Consider the following 17,684-nt stretch of genomic DNA (forward strand, 5'->3'; position numbering starts at 1 on the left):
GGGAGCATGCACCGCCAGCGGATGCACGCCCCGGGCAGACACCCGCGCGTTCCGGACCGCAGCCCGGCTACACCACTCCATGGGACGCGATCTGGCCCTGGGCCTGCTGACTGCCGTAGGGGATGGACAGGAGACGGTGACGCCCCCGTCGATGCCGACCGCGCGAGCGGCGTACGGCTCGGGCGCGAGTAAGCGGGTCTGGATGCAAAAGCAATGCGCCAGCCAAGCACATCCTTGATCAGCCGAGCGCCGGTAACCTGGTGGCCGACGCTCGCGCGTTGGCCACCAGGCAAGTCCGAGCTACAGATCGCCAACCCAGGTCACGAGCAGAAAGACCATGTGCGGCTGGCGAGCGCTCAGCGGGGGCTGTCACGCAAGGCGAAACACTCCGACCCGGCCGAGGCCCGGCGAAAAGAGGGCCGTATCCGATCCTCATCGAGGAACTGCCGGTTCGGAACCCGCTGAAAACACCCGGCTCACACGCCCCATCTCCGATGCCGGGTGGTCGCGGATCCGGAGCCTGCTGGAATACGAGGCCCAGCGGTACAGCCACGAGCGCAGCCGACCGCTGGTTCGCCTCCAGCTGTGCCTCCTCCTGCGGCACCCTACAGGGGGAGCACGCTATATGGACGATCGTCCAGGGACACAGGAATCCCCTGCCTCAGGCAGGCGCGAAAGTCAAGAAAAGCCCCAACACCTCGCAGCAGACGGTTCGACAGGCTCGACACTGATTGCACGCCGCACCTGCTCCATACGGGCCGGCATGGGCTCCCACCCGTATTGCCCGGCCATCACCCAGTTCAAGGCCGTCATTCCCCGCGCGTAGGCCTGGGTCAGACCTTGAGCACGCAGGGTGATTCCTGGGGGCCCAGCCTTGGTGGGCACCAGCGTCACCCACAACCCGGATCGGCCACCCTGCAACGGGCTGGCCTCGAGCAACTGGTCACGAACCTTGAGCCAACGCCGAACGGCCAGACGTGCCCCCTCCCTCAGGGCGTACCACTCGACTTCCGGTACCGGAGTCAGCTGCTCCTGCGCGGCGACGATGCGTTGGTATGTCGCCGAAGACACCTGCTGATGCTGTCCCCACAAGACGGCTCGCACTGACGCGGGATGAACCTGAGCCAGTTCGGCGATCTCCTCCGCCCGGTTCGACGGGGCCTTTTGCTGCCTGCGGCGAATCCCTACCGCCTGCTCACCGGAGGCCAGATCCGTCAGCCGCAAAGCCGCAAGCTCGCCGGAGCGCGGCGCGGCGTCGAGCACGATCGAAACCATCGCCAACAACCGTGTCCGATCCTCGTACGAGAGGGCCGTGCCGTCCCGTTCCAAGGGCCCCTGCGCGGCGAGGTCCGTCAGTCGGCTGTACACAGTCGCCAAAGACTCCGACCGTACAGGCGCCTTCAGTTCGGGCTGTGGCACAGACGGCAACCTAGCCGGTTCACCGTTGGACGAAACCAAAGCAGAAAGGATCTTCACACAGTCCCGGACGATCCGCAGCGTCGCGAGCGGCAGCTGCGGATCACGTCCTCGCTCCGGTGCCAGCATGCGCAGCTCCCCGGCCTGGGCGAGTTCCCAGAATCTGTGCAACGCCGGCTCAGTGAACAGCTCAGCCGCCTCACGGTACGCCCGAGCCGGAAACGGGCCGCGATCCAGAGCCCGGTCCCACATGCCAACGACCATCCACAACTGACGGGCGCGCACATGCGACACCTTGACAGGAATCCCGAGCGGCCCGGGCACAGGCTCACGTGCGTCCCAAGGCTCCGCGTCCCTGGGGGCCACGCGCTCCACGGCCCCAGCCAAGTGTCGAATTGACTGTGCCCCGTATCGGTGTCTGTTCACGTTTACCTCCCGATACACGTCATAAGAACGCGGAGCGTTCCAGTGAACAACGGAGTTGTTCACCACCGGCGGCGGAGATGCCGGCAGGACCGCGCGGAGCGCGGCACAGCTATCCGCCGCGTAGCGGCGGCGCGTCGTGTCTGCGGAGCAGACCGCGCGCATTAGTAAATCATCTTGGCCGAGGGGGGCGGTCGGCAAGGTCACGTTATTTCCTTAGCAAGCGAGCCTGATCATGTTATTTTCCTAAACAGAAACCGGAGTCGCTGAACACATAGAACGGCGCAGGCCGCCTACGGTTCACATCGCGTTGTACAACGGTATGAAGGAACTCGCCTTCGAAGCTTCGCCGTTGTGACCTCGGGCACCGATGCTTAGGTCAATAGGGCGCGCTCTTGCTCGTGTCCCTGCCGGGTCTTCACCAGCGTGAGGTAGCCCCAGCGAGCATGGCGGCGTAGGCGCCATCGGTTGGGTCTCGACGAAGGCACGGACTTCCACGCGGTCGCTGGCCTGGTCAGGCGGGCGGCGGGTTCCGACTCCTCGCTGAGTAGTAGCCACTCGGCCGAGTTCAGACGCGGACGGTCCGAAGACGGTGAAGAAGGTCGTGCGGTCCAGAACGACGCTCGCGGGTCAGGCGGCGAAGCCGATCTTGGTCACGTACTCATAGGCGCCGTAGTCGGAGCCGAGGTCGACTGCAATGTGGTCGAACCATGCCGTGTCCAGCGCGGCGGCGTCGTCTTCGGCCCAGGCCTGGACAACGGCGTCCCAGTGGCGGACGTTGAGGGTGCGATAGCCGACAACGCGCTGGTGAGTTCTGGGAACCAGGGACTGGTTGAGCGGGTGGAACTCCACACGGGTGCCGTGGCCCTGGCGGTTGAGGCGCTGCAGGAGGTGACGTGCCACATTGCGGCGGCGCAGCGCCTCGTAGGCCACTTCGATGAGCTGCAGGTTTTTTTGGGACGGTGAACGTCGGCCGTCCAGCCAGGCTTTCAACGTGCGGTCGGTGACGTTGAGGCCTGCCTCGCGCGCGGCCTGGCGGGCGCGGTCGGTACGGGTGAGGTAGTGCAGGCGGGCCATCCGTCCGCGGCGCAGCGAGACGGGCGTGGCGACGAAGCCGGCCAACTGGTCGAGCTGCCAGGCCACGGCTTCATGACCCTTGATCCCTTGGGCTCCGAACTTGCCGAACTCCCGGTTTTTCTGCGGCATTTACCCCTCCGCGCCCATCGGATCGAGATCGTTGTCTGCAATAGCTCCAGCAGTGTAGATGTCCTTGACCTTGACCTCGGTAACGCCGCGCCCCTCGTTGAAGACACGGCGCCATTCTCCGATGACATGCAGCTCGTCGGTACCCATAGCTCGTACGACGGTGAGGCCTGCCTCGTGCGCCTTCAGGGCCTTCATCCAGAGGTTGGTGAAGGCCTGGGAACGGATGAGGTGCATCCAGTCGGGGCGGTACAGTTCCCGGTTGTAGTTCGACTCCCCCATCGTGGAGACGAACTTGGAGTACATCGCCTTCACGTACGCCAGTGTCACCTCGTCCTGCTCTGCGATGGCGGTATCCCGGGCATCCTTGAGCGCGACGCGGAACTTCTCCAGCAGGCCCTCGGTGGCCCCCGAGGTGTACGACTCGTGAATCTCCGGCGGCTCGCAGAGCATGTACTTCGGGCCGGACAGGCGTTGCAGCAGGCGCAGGGTAGATTCGGTGACCCACAAGGAGCCGGGCTCGTCACGCTGCCCGATCGGATTGGGCAGTACAGCCTCGTGGTCCCAGTGGGGCGGCGTAATCAGGTGGACGCCAGCGCGACGCCGGTCGTGCTCGAAGCCGGTGGAATGCTCCAGCTGGCCGATCGGCAGATGCGTCTTGAGCGCGGACAGGTACGCACCATTGATGTCGAGCGCCGAGACCTCGTGCTCGCCGGGCGGCAGTTGGTGGCGGGTCCACTTGGGGCGGGCCTCCCAGATCCGGTCCGCTCCGCGTGAGGTCTGTTTCCTGAGAATGTCCGGCATCCACGGGTGCGCGACGACGTCGTAGCGGCCGCCCTTACGCGTCTCGTCCAACAGCCGCATCGCGTCCGGGATCGCCCGCTTGACCAACACTGCCGTCGCCAATTCCACGTTGCCGTCGTGCTCGACCAACGCTGCCCGCACGGCCTGAGCAATCAGACCGCCGGGCTCGACGGCGGAATCGAAAGCGCGCCGTGTCTGAGCCTTGGGACGGTCCGACGAGCGTCCCATCGGTCCTACCGGAGTCTCGGTCGGTGCGGGGGTGGCGGCCCAGAGGCAGTCGGAAGGGTCGAGGTGTTGGACGAACCCTGCGACCCGCTGGTCAGCCGGGTGGCCACACAACACACAGGCCTCGGGAATGTTCAGCGACTCTACGTCGTCGCCGCCTTCTTCGGACTCCCGGATGGTTTCCGGCGCGCACTCGTGATCGGGGTCGGCATCAACGTCGGACTCGGGGTGCGGATCGAAGTCGGGTTCGGCGAACTTGGCGGCCAGCCCGTCCAGGAAGTACGCATATCTCATACGAACCTCGCTGGCCGGGTCTCGGCCCGCCTCCCACGCGGTGAGGGTGGACGGACTCACCCCGAGCACACGGGCTACCCGAGTCTTCGACAAGCGGGCTCGCTCACGCAGTTCGCACCGTATGTCAGGCGGCGGCAGCTCAGCCTGAGGTGTGACCGAGGCGAGCAAGGCGTCAATCGCATCAAACTCGGTCATACCTCACCTTTCCCTCCGCTTAACCTGGCGCCACTCGCCCAGGTCCTGCGTGACGTTCTCCTGGGGCCGGACACGGGCTCCCGGGCAAGGCAGACACACGGCGCCGCGGTAACTCGCTCCTCCGCGGCCCGCAACGCGGCACCGCTTGCTCGTGATCACACTCATCATGCGCTTCGACAGCATCTGATCGTTGCGACTTCTACGAGTAGTGTCAATTCCAGAACCGCCTGCGGATACTTGACTGCTCCGAGATCGACTTCGCAACGCAATGGTCAGTGTGCCACTGACAATCGACGAGGACGGTATGGACGCTCAGCGTGACGGTCCACGACGACCCCGAACACGTCGTCCTCGCATGCCAGGCCCGGTTTGCGGCCTGGCACTCTGCTCTCCCTCCCCGGCGGTTCCACGCCGAGATACCGTCTGCTGGGTGAACCACCGAGCCTCTGCTCGGGCTTGCCCTCGTCGTCATCAACCCAGAAGGGTTCGCAACAGATAGGCCTCCACCACCTGAGGCGCCCCGAAGTTCTCGGACAGCGGTCTCCATAGGATCGAAGTCCAGAACGGCGGAGAGAGCACGTGGCACAGAAGCGTAGGGACGGCAGCATGACGAAGTCGTACGGATACGAATTGACCTCAAGGGCAGCGTTCGGCGCGTGCTGCTGCAGGATCGAGTAGCCGTTGTGGTTGATGTACGTGTTGTTGGTCTTCCCGACCACGCAGTGACCGGCGGTCAGCACCCAGGCCCAGTTGTTGTACGTGGTGCCGCCCTTGGAGCGGATGTTGAAGCCGGAGGTGCAGCCGCCCCAGGTGCCGTTGTCACGCTTGATGTTCAGGCGTAGTCCGCCGCGCATGGGCCCGTACTTGGTGGAGCAGTACAGCGGGTGGCAGTAGCCCCAGTCCACGTACGGGGTGAAGGCCTGCTGGGGCTGGTCGAGCCGGCGCTCCTCCACCAGCCCGCGCGGCTGCGCCGCCAACGCGGCACGGCCGTGGGCCAGTTCGTGCGCGACGGCGGCGGTCCGCGCCGCGGCGGTCGCCGCGGGACGCCCTGTCACGTTGGACAGCTTGTTCCATGTTCCTGACCGCTTGGCGTCGGCCACCCAGTCGCGCCGCCACAGCACGACCTTGTTCTCCATCATCGACACCGCGGGGATGAAGAGCGAGTCCGGACCGCCGCCGACCGTCCGCTCCAGGCGGGACACGATCCCGTCGAGCTCGGCCCGGGAGTGAGCGACGGTCCTCGTGCGCACATGGGACCTGTCCGCCAGGGCCCGGATGTAGGGCGCGACGGCAAAGTCGCTGGTGGTGAGGACCCTCAAAACGCCGCCGTGGTCCTGGTCCAGCCACATTCCGGCATACGCCCCGGGCCGCTCCTTCCTGAGCTTCTTGTCCAGGATCTGTGGTAGGTCTCCTTCAGGTACGCCACGGACTCGCGCACCGCGTCCGGATCGAGTCGCGTGTGCCGTGTCCCCTGCGTGTCGTCCGCCGCTGTGCCGGGCGCAGCCTGCGCCCACGTGGCGCACAGGATCATGGTCAGTACGACTGCGGCTAGGGCCAGGATGCGCGCCCTCATGCGTCCAGCCACAGGCACGTCGTCCCGGACCACCAGCCGCGGGTGATGGCGAAGGCGTGCCGGGTGTGCGGTCCGTAGACGCCGTCCGCCGTGGTACCGGCCGCGTACTGGGCCTTCTTGAGCGCCTTGTAGGTGTTGGAGCCGAAGATCCCGTCGACCGTGAGCTGGGCGCCGATCTTGTCGGTGAAACAGTGGTTCAGCTCAGGCTGGAGGTTCTCCACCGCGGAGCTCACAACGCCCTCGACCATGTTGCAGTCGAGGTTCTGTGTGCTCCCGGAGTTGTACGACGGGATCTTGATGGGGCCCGCGTCACCGGTCCAGGCGTCCCCCACTCCGTTGCATGTGGGCGTGGCCGCAGACGCCGGTTCGGCGACTGTCACCCCCAGTCCCAGCGCGAGGGCGGTGATCGTCGCCACCGCGAGTAGTCGTCTCATGGGCTCCCTCCCTTGCCTCGCCTGCGCGGAATGCATAGTGCCGATGGCAGGGGTCGAGGCGCCGGGAGACCACCTTCGGGCAGTGCCGAAAGACCCAGGTGACGGGGTGTGAGTGGCTGTTCTTGGCGTCTTGGGTCATGACGATTCGACTGTGCCCGCATGTTCGGGTTCGGGTTGCGGGCCGGCCGGCGGCAGGCCGCGTAGGCGGGAGCGGTGGGCGGCGATGGTCTTTTCGGCCGCGGTGGTGAGGTTCTGCCAGAGGAATCGGTCGACCGAGGGCCTGGTGCGCTGCGGTGGCCGCCACATCGGCATAGGCGCCGGAGCGGTCGCGGCATGACCTCGATTCCGGGATGATCCTGAAGCCACGGAGCCAGGGTCTCGGCGTCACCTCCAGGCGGCAAGTCCTTCCTCACCCGCGGCGACCTGGACCAGGTCACTCTGAACGATCTGGATCGGACGCCGACGGTCAACGTGCGGGCACGTGTTCCTCGCCTCCCAGACGGCAGCCCGGCACATGGGCGACGGCGGCCGCATCATCACTATCGGCACCTGCGTCACCGAACGTGTGCCCGGCCCGGGAATGACCTTGTTCACCATGAGCAAGTCGGCGCTGAACGGCCTTACGAAGGGTCTGGCCCGCGACCTGGGCCCCCGTGGCATCACCGCCACGCTCATCCACCCCGGCCCGATCGACACCCACGCCAACCCCGCCGATGGCCCCCAAGCCCCTGCCTTCAGCAACCTCACCACCGTCGGCCGCTATGGCACCACCGACGACATCGCCGCCGCCCACCTCGCGGGCGAGGACGGCCGCTGCATCACCGGCACCGCGATCAGCGTCGACTGAGGCTTCGCCGCCTGAAACCGCGCCGGCATTCCACATCCTGGAGCCGGGCCGCCAGGACGCCGCCCGGCGCATGAGAAGACGGGTTCCCGGCGGGACCTCACTTGCCGACTCCAGCTCGCTCCAGAACCCGATACACCGTCGTCCGGCCCACGGAGAACACTCCATCAGCTCAGCGATGGTGTACTCGCCGGCGCCGTGCATGCGCACCAGCTGGGCCTGCTGACATGGCGTGAGCTTGGTCCGGCTGGCCTTGAGCTTGCCCATGAACGCGCGACGGTCATGCCCTCGCGGGTGCGCATCTTGAGGAGCTCGCGGGTGCGCATCTTGAGGAGGTCGACCTCGAACTCGGCGAAGGCTGCGAGGACGTTGAAGAACATCGGTGAAACCGTCGAGCCGCCCACGCGCGTTCAGCTTTCACGAGAGGGCGGCTCGGCGGTCATGCCCACGGTCTCCGGCGGATGTCGGCGCGGTGGTGTCTAGTAGATACTGACGCGGTAGGCGCTGAGCGTCTCGGGAACCGGCTGGTAGAACGTTGTGCCGCCGGTGGTGCAGTCGCCGCTGCCGCCGGAGGTGATGCCGAGTGCCTTGGTGCCGTCGTAGAGCGGGCCGCCGGAGTCGCCGGGCTCGGCGCAGACGGTGGTCTGGATCATGCCGCTGACCGTGCCGCCGCCCTGGTAGCGGACGCTGACGTCGAGCGCGGTCACCGTGCCGCTGTGGGTGCCGGAGGTGGAACCGGTGCGCTTGACGTTCTCGCCGACGTAGGCGTTCGCCGCGGTATAGCCACCGGGGTGGCTGAGGGCGGTGTTGTCGTAGCGGACCAGGGCGTAGTCGTTGCCGGGGAAGTCGTAGCCGATGGTCGGGCCGATGAGGGTGGTGTGGGCCTGGTTGGTGTACCAGGTCTTGGCAACCTTGCCGCAATGGCCCGCGGTGAGGAAGTAGTACGTGCTGCCGCTGACCACGTTGAACCCGAGCGAACAACGGTACTGGCCGCCGTAAATGGCGTCGCCGGCGCTCAGCAGCGGCCGGAAGACGCCGTCGGCATGCCGTATCTGCACCGCGCCCGGGTCGCCGCCGGCGGCCTTCTCGATACGGGCGACTCCGGTCTTGGTGACCGTGCTGTCGACGGTGACGACGACGTGTCCGGACGCCTGGTCCACGTACCAGGCGGTGCCGTCGACACCGGCCCGGGCGATGTTGTCCGAAACGCGGGCCAGCTGTGTCGCGCCGCGAACCGGGGTGCCCGCGGCACCGGCGGTGGGTGCTCCCGCCAGGGTGGCGGCGACGAGACCTGCGGCGACGGCGAACAGTCGGGTGCGCTTGGTTCTCACTTGTCCTCCTCTTGGGAAGCGGAAGGCCCTGCGGGATGGGGGCCCGTGAGACGTGTCAGAATGGCGTGTTCCTGACATGCGCCGGTTAGTGAGAATGCCGCCGAAGAGCCCCGCGCACAAGGGACTGACAGCAACGGAAATCCGGCACCCGGTTCAGGCCACCTGCCTTGCTCCCCGGCCTCGATCGCCGCGTCCAGCCGGTTGCCCGGCGGCGGGAAGCGGCAGAGGAAGCACGCGGTGAAGGCGATACGGATCACCGCTTGTGGCATCGGCGAACACCGCCCACAGGCCGGCCGCTGCCCTGCCGTGTGCGCGCAGCAGCCCGGGCGCGGGTGGCCTCTGCCGGCGGTGTGATCCAGGACGGCCGTCAGGTTCATGCAGCGGCGCCGCCCTGATGGGCGCGGATGTTCGCCCAGGGATGGTGGGACACACCGGGCCCGGAGACGACCACTCCTTCGAACCTCATCGCCAATTGCCCGCCGCCCAGCACCTTGTGTACCGGGCGGGCGACGGGTCGGCGCGGGCTATGGGAGTTTCACGAATGGCGACAGGAAGGCGCGGGCGCCGGGGGTGTCGAGGCGGTACGTCACGTTCGTCGCGTAGCACGGCGTGTCACCGGTGATGGTGGTGGCGGCCAGGACGTTCTTGCCGCCGATCACCGCGAAGTTGGGTCCGCCCGAGTCGCCGTAGCAGGCACCGCCGTTGCCCTGCGGAGCGGTCATCGCCAGGCGTACCCAGGAGTCGTTGAGGGCGTCGAAGGTGACGGGCGCCTTCATGCGGACGCCGCCGCCGGGGTGGGTCTGCCCGCCGGGGCCGTTGACGGCTTCCTGGGTGCCGTATCCGGCGACGAACCAGTCGGTGGCGTTCAGACCCTGTGGACCGAGTGCGCCGAACTGGTTCGCCGTGGGCAGGGCGGCTGGGGTGAAGGCCCAGCGGGCCTTCACCTTCGCGGCGGGCAGTTCGATGACCGAGATGTCGTGGGGGTCGGATGCGGGCCCGGGGAAGCCGGGGTGGCTGTGGGCGGTGCCCTGGACGGCGACGGCTCTCGCCTGGGCTGCCGGGTCGCCGGGGTACTTCTTGGCGGCGGCGTCGAGGCCGGCCTGCACGTCCTGGTCGAGCGACACGTAGAACTTCACGTTGTCGGGCCAGTCGGTGGTGCAGTGCGCGGCGGTCAGGAAGGTGTCCGCGTCGATCATGGTGCCGGAGCAGACCCAGTCGACCCGGTCCGGGGTCGCGGGGTCGCCGTCGTTGTCCCAGGTGGCCACGAGCGCGCCGACCTCGGTGCGTTCGGGGGCGGGCACAGCGTTGTAGGAGTTGATGGCCGGGGACGGCATCGCCGTGGCGAGCACGGCCGCACAGGCCGCCGCGGTGACGGCGGTGGCGCGTATGGCTGACAAAAGAACGAACCCTTCTGCAGGTGAGCTGGGGTGTTCTCCTGTGGGGGATGCGCCCAGTGAAACGCCTCGAGGCGGCCGGGACAAGGGCGTGCTCGTTCCTCCAGGGTTTTCCCTACGGACGATCAGCTCGCCATGCCGAATACGACGCCGCCCGCCAGAACCGAGCTGGAAGGCCGGGCGACGACGGTCGTTCCGGGGTTCACGGGGCGGCCGGTCGGGACGCCGTTCGACGTCACCGCGGTGGCGCATCGCCATGGGCGCCCGGTTCCGACCGTACATGGCGGGCCCGCGGCCATGAAGCATCGGAGCCTCTCAGACGGTGCGTGGGTCGAGGGGGTGAGTGATCGCGCTCGAACAGGCGCGCGACTTAGTACGAGTGGTGGGCCTGCCAGTCTGACCAGGCCTCGCAGGGGCTGCCGTACTTCTGGTTCATGTAGGACAGTCCGCGGCCGTCGATGAGATCCTCAGCGGCCGGGAGAACCTCGTACTCGTCGCCAACAGGGCGAAGACCTCGGACGGTGGTGAAGTCGGTCCGCCTTGGACGGGACGAGCGCCAGCAGGGAGGCGAAGGCGAAGCCACGTCGCACGCAGGACGCACCCTCTCCCCCGCTGCCGACCGGGCCGAGGCGTCTCCTCCGCCTCGGCCCGGTCGGCCGTCAGGTCCGAGGAACCGCCGGACTCGAGGAGCCGCCGGCTCCGGACAGGCCGACTCCGTCCCCTACGGACCAGGTGCGGACGGCCGGGCCGTGCGGTCCGCCGACCAAGCTGCTCAGCACCTGAGTGTGGACGGTCAGCGCCGGGGGGCTCAGCACCGCGTCGTGAACGAGGAAGACCTCGCTGGGTGCGACCTCCCTGACGTAGTCGACGACCTCGGCCAGCTTCACCCACGGTGCACCGGCCGGCGCGAGGAGCGTACGCACTTCCTCCTGCGGGACAGTGAGCGCGTCGCCCGGGTGGAAAACCCCGTCGACCAGGAAGCCGACGTTGTCGAACTCGGCGAAGTCGCGGTGGATGGTGGCGTGCTTTTCCCCGTACACGTGGAATTCCAGGGGGCCGACGTCGAAAACGTCGCCGTGCCGGACGGTATGGACGCGCCCGCCGAGGTCGGCGAGGTGGCGGGCGACCGCCGGGTTGGTCCAAATGCCGATGTCGCCGCTGGCCTCCCGCAGTCGGTCGGGGACGAAGTGGTCTACGTGCTCATGCGTGACGAGCACCGCGTCGGCTCCCTCCAGTGCGTCCGGATCGCTGAAGCAGCCGGGGTCGATGACGACGGTGCAGCCCTCGTGCTGCAGCCGTATGCAGGAATGCCCCAGTGAAGTCATCTGCATGACGGGTCTCCCTTCTTTTTATACAGCCAAACTGTACAGCATTGCTGTATTCCTATGCTGCAGGTACGGTGATGCCGTGAACGAGCAGGAGATCGCGAGCGACCTGCGAGCCGTCGTCGGAAACCTTGTGCGGCACGCACGGACCACCGATGCCATGCCGCAGGCGCAGGCCGCGGTGCTGGGCTTCCTTGACCGCGAAGGACCCATGACCACCAGCGAGCTCGCGGCCCGGCAGCAGGTCCGCCATCAGTCGGCGGCGCGGGTCGTCGGCCAGCTCGTGGAACTAGGCCTCGCCCGCCAGAAGCCCCATCCGGACGACAGGCGCAAGGTCCTCGTCACGCTGACCGATCCGGGCCTGCGGGCACTCCAGGCACGTCGCGGCCGCCGAGCCGACTGGCTCGCCGAGGCCATTAGGGCAGAGCTGTCCCCCGCCGAACAGCAACAGCTCGCGGAGTCCGTCGCCCTCCTCAAGCGGCTGGCCCGGCACGGCAATCGCAGCTGACCGTCCCTGTCTCCAGGTGCCGTCTCCGAGAGCCTTGGGCAGACCTGACACCTCGAAGGGGTAGGTGAGCAGGTCGATCAGCTGCATGCGGGCCGTATCGACGAGCCAGTGCCGGCCCATGCCGAACGCCTCGTCGCTCTCGACGGTCCCGACGACGAGGGTGCTCTCGTCGAGGGAGCCTCCCTCGCAGTCGAAGAACGCCTGTGCCTCGTCATCTTCGGCTTCTCCTCGATCGCGGAATGCTGGGGCACCTCGTCCGCACGCAGCTCGGCTGCCGCTGAGCCCTCGGTGACCCGATGAACGGCAAGAATGCCGGCCATGTCGTCCCGGCAGTCACTTTCCCGCCGCCGACCCGTACTCTGCCGCTGAAGCGGTTCAGCGAGTCGTCCGGGTCGGCGGCGGGATCGCCGTGTTGGCGTCCGGTACTCGCATCCCCAGAGCCAAGTGGCTGTGCACTGCCCGGTCAGGACACGTCGCGGCGCATGGAGGTGGTGACGGCGAGCACCGCGAAGACGAGCGTGTAGACGGCGAGGACGGCGCCGCCGCCCCAGCGCGGCAGCAGGTCCCCTGTCGTCATTGCCTTGACCCCGGCGCCGAGTGCCTGCCCGGCGTTGAACGGCAGCCAGCGCGCGAGGTTGCCGATCAGCTGGCCGACGATGCCTTCGACGAGGGCCACCCACGCCAGCGCGACGGCGACCGCGCCGACGAGGCTGCGGATGAGCGCGCCGACTCCCACGCCGATGGCGGCGAACGCCGCGTCCCAGGCGACGCCGCCGCCGATCGTGGCCCACATCTGAGAGTCGGTCCACGCGAAGGACACGCCTTTGTCCGCCCACCAGGCGGCGGCGACGCCGAGGCCGACGAGGCTGCTCACCGCTCCGGACACTGCGCCGAAGCCGGTGTAGACCAGGAGCTTCGCGCCGTTGACGGGGCCTCGTGCGGGGGTGCTCAGATATGTGTCGGTGATCGTCTTGTGCCGGTACTCCCCGGCGACCGCGAGAATCCCGAACACCAGCGTGAGGATCGAGGTCAGGCCCACGTGCGCGAGCGCGCCGCTCTGCATGGCCGTATCGAGCACCTTGTCGCTGGAGACCACCAGACCGCTGACACCGGCGATCACAAGCAGGGGGGATGCGGCCAGGAGCAGCCATGGGCTGCGCACGGTGCGCAGTTTGAGCACCTCGGTGCGGATCAGGGTGTGCATGTCGTTCGTTCCTCGCGCTCAGCGGTGGGCCGGCGCCGTCATGGCGCCGGTCGTCGGGTCGGTGTCCGGGTTCGACGTCAGCCGGAGGAACGCGGCTTCGAGCGTTTCCCTCTTCGCTGTGGTCAGCTTGGCCAGCGGGCCCGCGTAACGCAGCGTGCCGCCCGCCACGATGACCACGCGGTCCACGGTCTGCGCCACCTCGCTCAGCACATGGCTGGACATCAGTACCGTGCGGCCCTCCTCGGCCAGAGTGCGCAGCAGGTCCCGCAAGTCGGCCATGCCCGCGGGGTCCAGCCCGTTGGCGGGCTCGTCCAGGATGAGCACCTTCGGGTCACCGAGCAGGGCCGCGGCCAGGCCCAGCCGCTGGCGCATCCCGAGCGAGTAGCCGCCTACCCGCCGGTGCGCGGCACCGGCCAGAGCGACCCGGTCCAGCACCTCATCGACCCGCGAGCCCGGGATGCCCCCGGCCTGGGCGAGGATCCGCAGGTGATCGCGGCCGCGTCGGCCGGGATGGAACCCGGTTGCCTCCAGCACCGCACCAACCACCCGCCTCGGCTCCGTCAGCCCGGCGTAGTGGCGGCCGTCGATCAGGGCCCGGCCTGCGGTGGGCGTCACGAGGCCCAGGAGCATGCGCAGTGTGGTGGTCTTGCCGGCCCCGTTCGGGCCGAGGAACCCGGTCACCACTCCGGGCTCGACGTCGAAGGTCATGTCGTCGACCGCGGTCACCGTGCCGTACCGCTTGGTCAGGCCGTCGATGGTGATGCCGCCGTTCATCGTGTCCGCCGACGCGGGATCGGTGGAATGGTCGTGTGCATCGGGGTTCTTCCCTTCCCAAAAGCGTCAATGACTTGCTCTCGACGCCCGGCACCGGGCGCCGGCATCACTCTCCCGAGCCGGGCGCCGCGCGTCGTCGGGCGGGCACGGTAAGAGCGGCTACCGCGGACGCGGTGGTCATGAGGCCGGCTACCGCGTCCGCGGTACGTCGGGCTGCCGCGCAAGGCCGACGTCGATCCGCAGGCAGCCGCCTATCGTGAAGGCATGAGCGCCCTCGCCCACGTGCGTCAGGCCGCCCGCCGGCATGCGCACCTGGCGGACGCGGCGATCGCCCTGGCTGTTTTCGTCGCCACCCTGCTGACCGCGTTCGCGGGTCGTTCTGCGGTGGCCGGGGACCATCGCGCCGTGGTGATCGTCGCGGCCGCGCTCGGCTGCGGGGTGCTGGTCGGGAGACGACGGCACCCGCTGGTGGCCCTGGGGGTCAGCGCGGGGGCCGCAGAGGTGTTCCTTGCCGAATGCGGCAGCAGCAATGGGGTGCTGATCCTGCTGGCCCCGTTGGTCGCCTTGTACACCGTCGCCGACCTGGTCGAACGCCGCCCCGGCCTGATCCTGGGCTGTGGAGCGGTGGCTGCGCTCGCCCTCGTCCATGCCGTGCACGAGCCGGCACTGCTCGGGCCGCAGAACCTGGCGTTCATGGCGCTCGGCGGCCTGGCGATCGCGGCCGGCGACTCCTCCCGCAACCGCCGTGCCTACCTCGCCGAGGTCGAGCGGCGCGCCGAGCGCGCGGAACGGGAGCGCGAGCTGGACGCGCGGCGCCGGATCGCCGAGGAGCGGCTGCGTATCGCCCGCGACCTGCACGACGCCGTGGGACACCATCTCGCGCTCATCAGCGTGCAGTCCAACGTCGCCGGGCAGGCGCTCGTCAGCGACACGGCGGCGGCAAGCCAGGCGATCGCCCACATGAAGTCCGCCAGCCGCAAGGCACTGGGGGAACTGCGCGACACCGTCAGTCTGCTACGACAGCCCGGAGATCCAGTCGCCCCCACCACGATCCCCGCGCCCGGACTGGACGGCCTCGACGAGCTCCTTGCCACGCTGCGCACCTCCGGCCTGGGCGTCGACCTCCGTGTCGACGGCACGGTGGTACCCCTGGCGCCCGCGACCGATCTCACCGCGTACCGCGTGATCCAGGAGTCACTGACCAACGTCTTCAAGCACTCCAGCCGACGGCAGGCACGCCTGACACTGAACTACGACCGACACGGGCTGCGCATTATCATCGACGACCCGGGAGGTGAGCGAGCAGCCGACGGGCGTGCCCGCGCCTCAGGCCCAGTTCCAGCCGGCGGGCACGGCATCGTCGGCATGCGCGAACGCGTCCTCGCGCTCGGCGGGCACTTCACCGCCGGCCCGCGCCGGGGCGGAGCCTTCCAGGTGACCGCGGACCTGCCCTACCAGCCCCTCGACCTCGCCCCGGAGGCCGCGCCGTGACCATCCGTGTAGTCATCGCCGACGACCAGCCCCTGGTGCGCACCGGTTTCAAGGCCCTGATCGAGCCAGCGCCGGACCTGGAGGTCGTCGGCGAGGCCAGTGACGGGCACGAGGCGGTGCGACTGGCCAAAGCCGCGCAGGCGGACCTGGTGCTGATGGACATCCGCATGCCGGTCCTGGACGGCCTCGCGGCGACCCGCCTGATCACCGGGGACGAGGATCTCGCCGGGGTGAAGGTCCTGATGTTGACCACGTTCGAGATCGACGAGTACGTCTTCGAAGCACTACGTGCCGGGGCCAGCGGCTTCCTGGGCAAGAGCGCAGATGCGGAGGAACTGCTCCAAGCGGTCCGCACGGTCAGCCGCGGCGACGCACTGCTGTCCCCCGCCGCGACGAGAACCCTCATCAGCCGCTTCCTCGCCAGCCCCGCCACGCCGCAGCCTCTGGACGAGGCGGCCCGCCGCGGTCTGGAGGCGCTCACCGAGCGCGAACGGCAGATCACCACGCTCGTGGCGACCGGGCTGTCCAACGACGAGATCGCCGCACAACTCGTGCTCAGCCCCGCCACCGTCAAGACCCACGTCAACCGCGCCATGGTCAAGGTAGGCGCACGCGACCGCGCCCAACTCGTCGTCTTCGCCCACCGCAGCGGCCTGGCCGAATCGCTGTAGCGCGGCTGCCCGGTGTATGATCTTTCAACACCGTACTCCCGTCATGGGTGACGACGCGGTAGCCTGGCCGACCTAGAACAGCGCTTGGCCGACAGCGTGTTCAAGTCCGTACGCCAGCGCAGGTGGCCTACTGAGTGTTCTTCGGGAAGCGCGACGAGTCGCAGGTAGCGGGTGCACCGGTCGACGAGGGTGGCGACTGCGGACTGACTGCGGACGCCGACGACCAGGTCGCCTTCCCAGTCTCCCAGGCGCTGGCGAAGCTCGACCTCGGCCGGCCGCTGGTCGATCAATAGGGCAGGTGCGACGAAGCGGGGCATGCGCTGGTTGGCACGGCGGCGTTGTTTGCGCAGCGGGCGACCGGTGCGCAGTTTCCCGGGCAAGGTCCTGCTCAGGCCGTCCTTTGCGCCTTGGTAGAGGGCGCGGTAGATACTCTCGTGGCACAGGTGCCTCTCGGGTCTGTCCGGCCAGTGTCTGCGCAGGTGTGCGGCGATCTGTTCGGGGCTCCACTCCAGATTCAGTTTGGCCTGCACCTCGGTACGCAGTTCGAGGTCCGTGGCCAGCTTCGCGCTGCGTGGCCGTCCGGAGCGCTCACGGCAACGATAGTGGGCCAGGTCCGCGTCGTATCGGCCGTAGTCGTGCGGCCGGCTGTTGCGCCGCAGCTCCCGACTGACCGTCGAGGGCGCCCGGCCCAAGCGCCGGGCTATCTCCCGGATCGTCAGGCCGCGTTCGCGCAACGAGGCGATCCGTCGCCGCTCGATCAGGGGCAGGTACCTGCCTGACCTGGAAGGCTCCGGCCGATACTCCGGTGGCAGTCCGCCGTTCTCGGACCGCCACCGGTATCCGGTCTTCCTTCCGATCCCGAGCTGCCTGCATACCTCGACCGAGCCCATCCCGGCCGCGAGCAGCCGCCAGTACTCGGCCTCGAGTTCGAGCCTGCGCTTCCGTCCCCGCCGTGCCATCAACACACCTCTAATGATCAAGGAATGTTGCGACAAGCGTTAGAACTCAGGCGCCGCGGACGGTCCACTTTTCGCGCGTCGCCGACAGGAGGCATGGTGATCGCCCTGACAGTCTCCGCGCCGGTCGGACCGGCTCTGCTTGCAGTTGCGGCTCCCGCCATCACGATCCAGATCCGCCGGTGAATCCCGGATGGCCGCAGTCCTCGGACTGCGGCCATCCGGGCCGTTCCCCCACGCGCACAGACGCAGAGCGCGCCTGGTTCGCCACCGCGGCCCGGGCCGCCGCCGAATCCGGCGACGCCCAGCTTCACGCATGGGTTCTGAGCCAGGAAACCATGACCATGGTGCCGCTCAACTACGGCACCCCAAAAGCGGCGGCGGGCCACTCCTAGGACTGGCCCGCCGATGATGAGACGGTGCCACTGCGCGCCCCGCTCCGCTACCAGTCGGCCACGGCCCGCAGGACCACGGCGTCAGAGGTACGCGCGTACTCCCACGATTGACGTGCTCCCTGGCCTAAAGTCCAGGGATTCCGGCCTGGGTCGTGTGACCCTTCCGGGGGCTTCCTGCTTCACCGCGCTGTGCGGGCACGGGTGCCCGTCTTACCGGCGCTCCA

General features: G+C 68.4%; 16 protein-coding genes and 1 pseudogene. 5 read left to right on the plus strand and 12 right to left on the minus strand.

Features of this window, described 5'->3' with window-relative positions; translation table 11 throughout:
• Positions 1 to 678 precede the first annotated feature (678 nt).
• The 5 genes from AB0I54_RS46600 to AB0I54_RS46620 all read right to left on the minus strand — a co-directional run bounded on the left by AB0I54_RS46600 (position 679) and on the right by AB0I54_RS46620 (position 6,567).
• Positions 679 to 1,701, minus strand: coding sequence for a hypothetical protein (locus AB0I54_RS46600; protein WP_363302478.1), 1,023 nt, complete (start codon positions 1,699 to 1,701; stop codon positions 679 to 681).
• A 768-nt stretch (positions 1,702 to 2,469) separates the two neighbouring features.
• A complete protein-coding gene (locus AB0I54_RS46605; protein WP_363302479.1) occupies positions 2,470 to 3,045 on the minus strand; it encodes a transcriptional regulator in 576 nt (191 codons plus the stop codon).
• Positions 3,046 to 4,560, minus strand: coding sequence for a transcriptional regulator (locus tag AB0I54_RS46610; protein WP_363302480.1), 1,515 nt, complete (start codon positions 4,558 to 4,560; stop codon positions 3,046 to 3,048).
• Positions 4,561 to 4,832: 272 nt separating this feature from the next.
• Positions 4,833 to 5,909 carry a hypothetical protein gene (locus AB0I54_RS46615; protein ID WP_363302481.1) on the minus strand — a complete coding sequence of 359 codons (1,077 nt, stop codon included), beginning with the start codon at positions 5,907 to 5,909 and terminating at the stop codon, positions 4,833 to 4,835.
• A 220-nt stretch (positions 5,910 to 6,129) separates the two neighbouring features.
• The gene (locus AB0I54_RS46620) at positions 6,130 to 6,567 is read right to left on the minus strand and encodes a peptidoglycan-binding domain-containing protein (RefSeq protein WP_363302482.1); all 438 of its coding nucleotides are present in this window, start codon (positions 6,565 to 6,567) and stop codon (positions 6,130 to 6,132) included.
• Between the two features lie 481 nt (positions 6,568 to 7,048).
• On the opposite strand from AB0I54_RS46620, the gene AB0I54_RS46625 reads away from it, so the two are divergent.
• Positions 7,049 to 7,414: an SDR family oxidoreductase gene (locus AB0I54_RS46625; RefSeq protein ID WP_363302483.1), complete on the plus strand. Its 366-nt coding sequence runs from the start codon at positions 7,049 to 7,051 to the stop codon at positions 7,412 to 7,414.
• A gap of 164 nt (positions 7,415 to 7,578) precedes the next feature.
• Here AB0I54_RS46625 and AB0I54_RS46630 read toward each other — a convergent pair whose 3' ends face one another.
• From AB0I54_RS46630 to AB0I54_RS46645, 4 genes are all read right to left on the minus strand, one after another.
• Positions 7,579 to 7,791, minus strand: a complete 213-nt coding sequence (locus AB0I54_RS46630) for a hypothetical protein (RefSeq protein ID WP_363302484.1) — start codon at positions 7,789 to 7,791, stop codon at positions 7,579 to 7,581.
• Between the two features lie 99 nt (positions 7,792 to 7,890).
• Positions 7,891 to 8,742, minus strand: a complete 852-nt coding sequence (locus tag AB0I54_RS46635; RefSeq protein ID WP_363302485.1) for a S1 family peptidase — start codon at positions 8,740 to 8,742, stop codon at positions 7,891 to 7,893.
• A gap of 524 nt (positions 8,743 to 9,266) precedes the next feature.
• Complete coding sequence (locus AB0I54_RS46640; protein ID WP_363302486.1) at positions 9,267 to 10,139, minus strand: trypsin-like serine protease; 873 nt, start codon at positions 10,137 to 10,139, stop codon at positions 9,267 to 9,269.
• Between the two features lie 656 nt (positions 10,140 to 10,795).
• A complete protein-coding gene (locus tag AB0I54_RS46645; protein WP_363302487.1) occupies positions 10,796 to 11,467 on the minus strand; it encodes an MBL fold metallo-hydrolase in 672 nt (223 codons plus the stop codon).
• 76 nt (positions 11,468 to 11,543) lie between these two features.
• Here AB0I54_RS46645 and AB0I54_RS46650 point away from each other — a divergent pair, with 76 nt between their 5' ends.
• Together AB0I54_RS46650 and AB0I54_RS46655 are read left to right on the plus strand one after the other, a co-directional pair.
• Positions 11,544 to 11,969, plus strand: a complete 426-nt coding sequence (locus tag AB0I54_RS46650) for a MarR family transcriptional regulator (protein ID WP_363302488.1) — start codon at positions 11,544 to 11,546, stop codon at positions 11,967 to 11,969.
• A 108-nt stretch (positions 11,970 to 12,077) separates the two neighbouring features.
• A complete protein-coding gene (locus AB0I54_RS46655; RefSeq protein WP_363302489.1) occupies positions 12,078 to 12,269 on the plus strand; it encodes a hypothetical protein in 192 nt (63 codons plus the stop codon).
• A gap of 163 nt (positions 12,270 to 12,432) precedes the next feature.
• Here the strand turns inward: AB0I54_RS46655 and AB0I54_RS46660 are convergent, their stop codons facing one another.
• Positions 12,433 to 13,173 (minus strand): hypothetical protein, encoded by a 741-nt coding sequence (locus tag AB0I54_RS46660; RefSeq protein ID WP_363302490.1) that lies wholly within the window; start codon positions 13,171 to 13,173, stop codon positions 12,433 to 12,435.
• A 132-nt stretch (positions 13,174 to 13,305) separates the two neighbouring features.
• A pseudogene (locus tag AB0I54_RS46665) lies at positions 13,306 to 13,947 on the minus strand (ABC transporter ATP-binding protein); the annotation flags it as partial.
• A gap of 264 nt (positions 13,948 to 14,211) precedes the next feature.
• Between AB0I54_RS46665 and AB0I54_RS46670 the strand changes: the two are divergent.
• On the plus strand, positions 14,212 to 15,438 hold the full coding sequence (locus tag AB0I54_RS46670) for a histidine kinase (protein WP_363302491.1): 1,227 nt from the start codon (positions 14,212 to 14,214) through the stop codon (positions 15,436 to 15,438).
• On the plus strand, positions 15,435 to 16,109 hold the full coding sequence (locus AB0I54_RS46675) for a response regulator transcription factor (RefSeq protein ID WP_363302492.1): 675 nt from the start codon (positions 15,435 to 15,437) through the stop codon (positions 16,107 to 16,109). Before AB0I54_RS46670 ends, AB0I54_RS46675 begins: the two co-directional genes overlap by 4 nt.
• A gap of 41 nt (positions 16,110 to 16,150) precedes the next feature.
• Here AB0I54_RS46675 and AB0I54_RS46680 read toward each other — a convergent pair whose 3' ends face one another.
• A complete protein-coding gene (locus AB0I54_RS46680) occupies positions 16,151 to 17,068 on the minus strand; it encodes an IS30 family transposase (RefSeq protein ID WP_363302493.1) in 918 nt (305 codons plus the stop codon).
• Between the last annotated feature and the right edge of the window lie 616 nt (positions 17,069 to 17,684).

The sequence above is a fragment of the Streptomyces sp. NPDC050625 genome, assembly GCF_040654755.1.
Lineage (GTDB): Bacteria > Actinomycetota > Actinomycetes > Streptomycetales > Streptomycetaceae > Streptomyces.

Excerpts from the sequence above, each read along its gene's own strand:
- AB0I54_RS46660 (WP_363302490.1), bottom strand. The coding sequence starts at position 13,173 with ATGCACACCCTGATCCGCACCGAGGTGCTCAAACTGCGCACCGTGCGC.
- AB0I54_RS46610 (WP_363302480.1), bottom strand. The coding sequence starts at position 4,560 with ATGACCGAGTTTGATGCGATTGACGCCTTGCTCGCCTCGGTCACACCT.
- AB0I54_RS46670 (WP_363302491.1), top strand. The coding sequence starts at position 14,212 with ATGAGCGCCCTCGCCCACGTGCGTCAGGCCGCCCGCCGGCATGCGCAC.
- AB0I54_RS46620 (WP_363302482.1), bottom strand. The coding sequence starts at position 6,567 with ATGAGACGACTACTCGCGGTGGCGACGATCACCGCCCTCGCGCTGGGA.
- AB0I54_RS46605 (WP_363302479.1), bottom strand. The coding sequence starts at position 3,045 with ATGCCGCAGAAAAACCGGGAGTTCGGCAAGTTCGGAGCCCAAGGGATC.
- AB0I54_RS46680 (WP_363302493.1), bottom strand. The coding sequence starts at position 17,068 with ATGGCACGGCGGGGACGGAAGCGCAGGCTCGAACTCGAGGCCGAGTAC.
- AB0I54_RS46615 (WP_363302481.1), bottom strand. The coding sequence starts at position 5,909 with ATGTGGCTGGACCAGGACCACGGCGGCGTTTTGAGGGTCCTCACCACC.
- AB0I54_RS46630 (WP_363302484.1), bottom strand. The coding sequence starts at position 7,791 with ATGTTCTTCAACGTCCTCGCAGCCTTCGCCGAGTTCGAGGTCGACCTC.
- AB0I54_RS46645 (WP_363302487.1), bottom strand. The coding sequence starts at position 11,467 with ATGCAGATGACTTCACTGGGGCATTCCTGCATACGGCTGCAGCACGAG.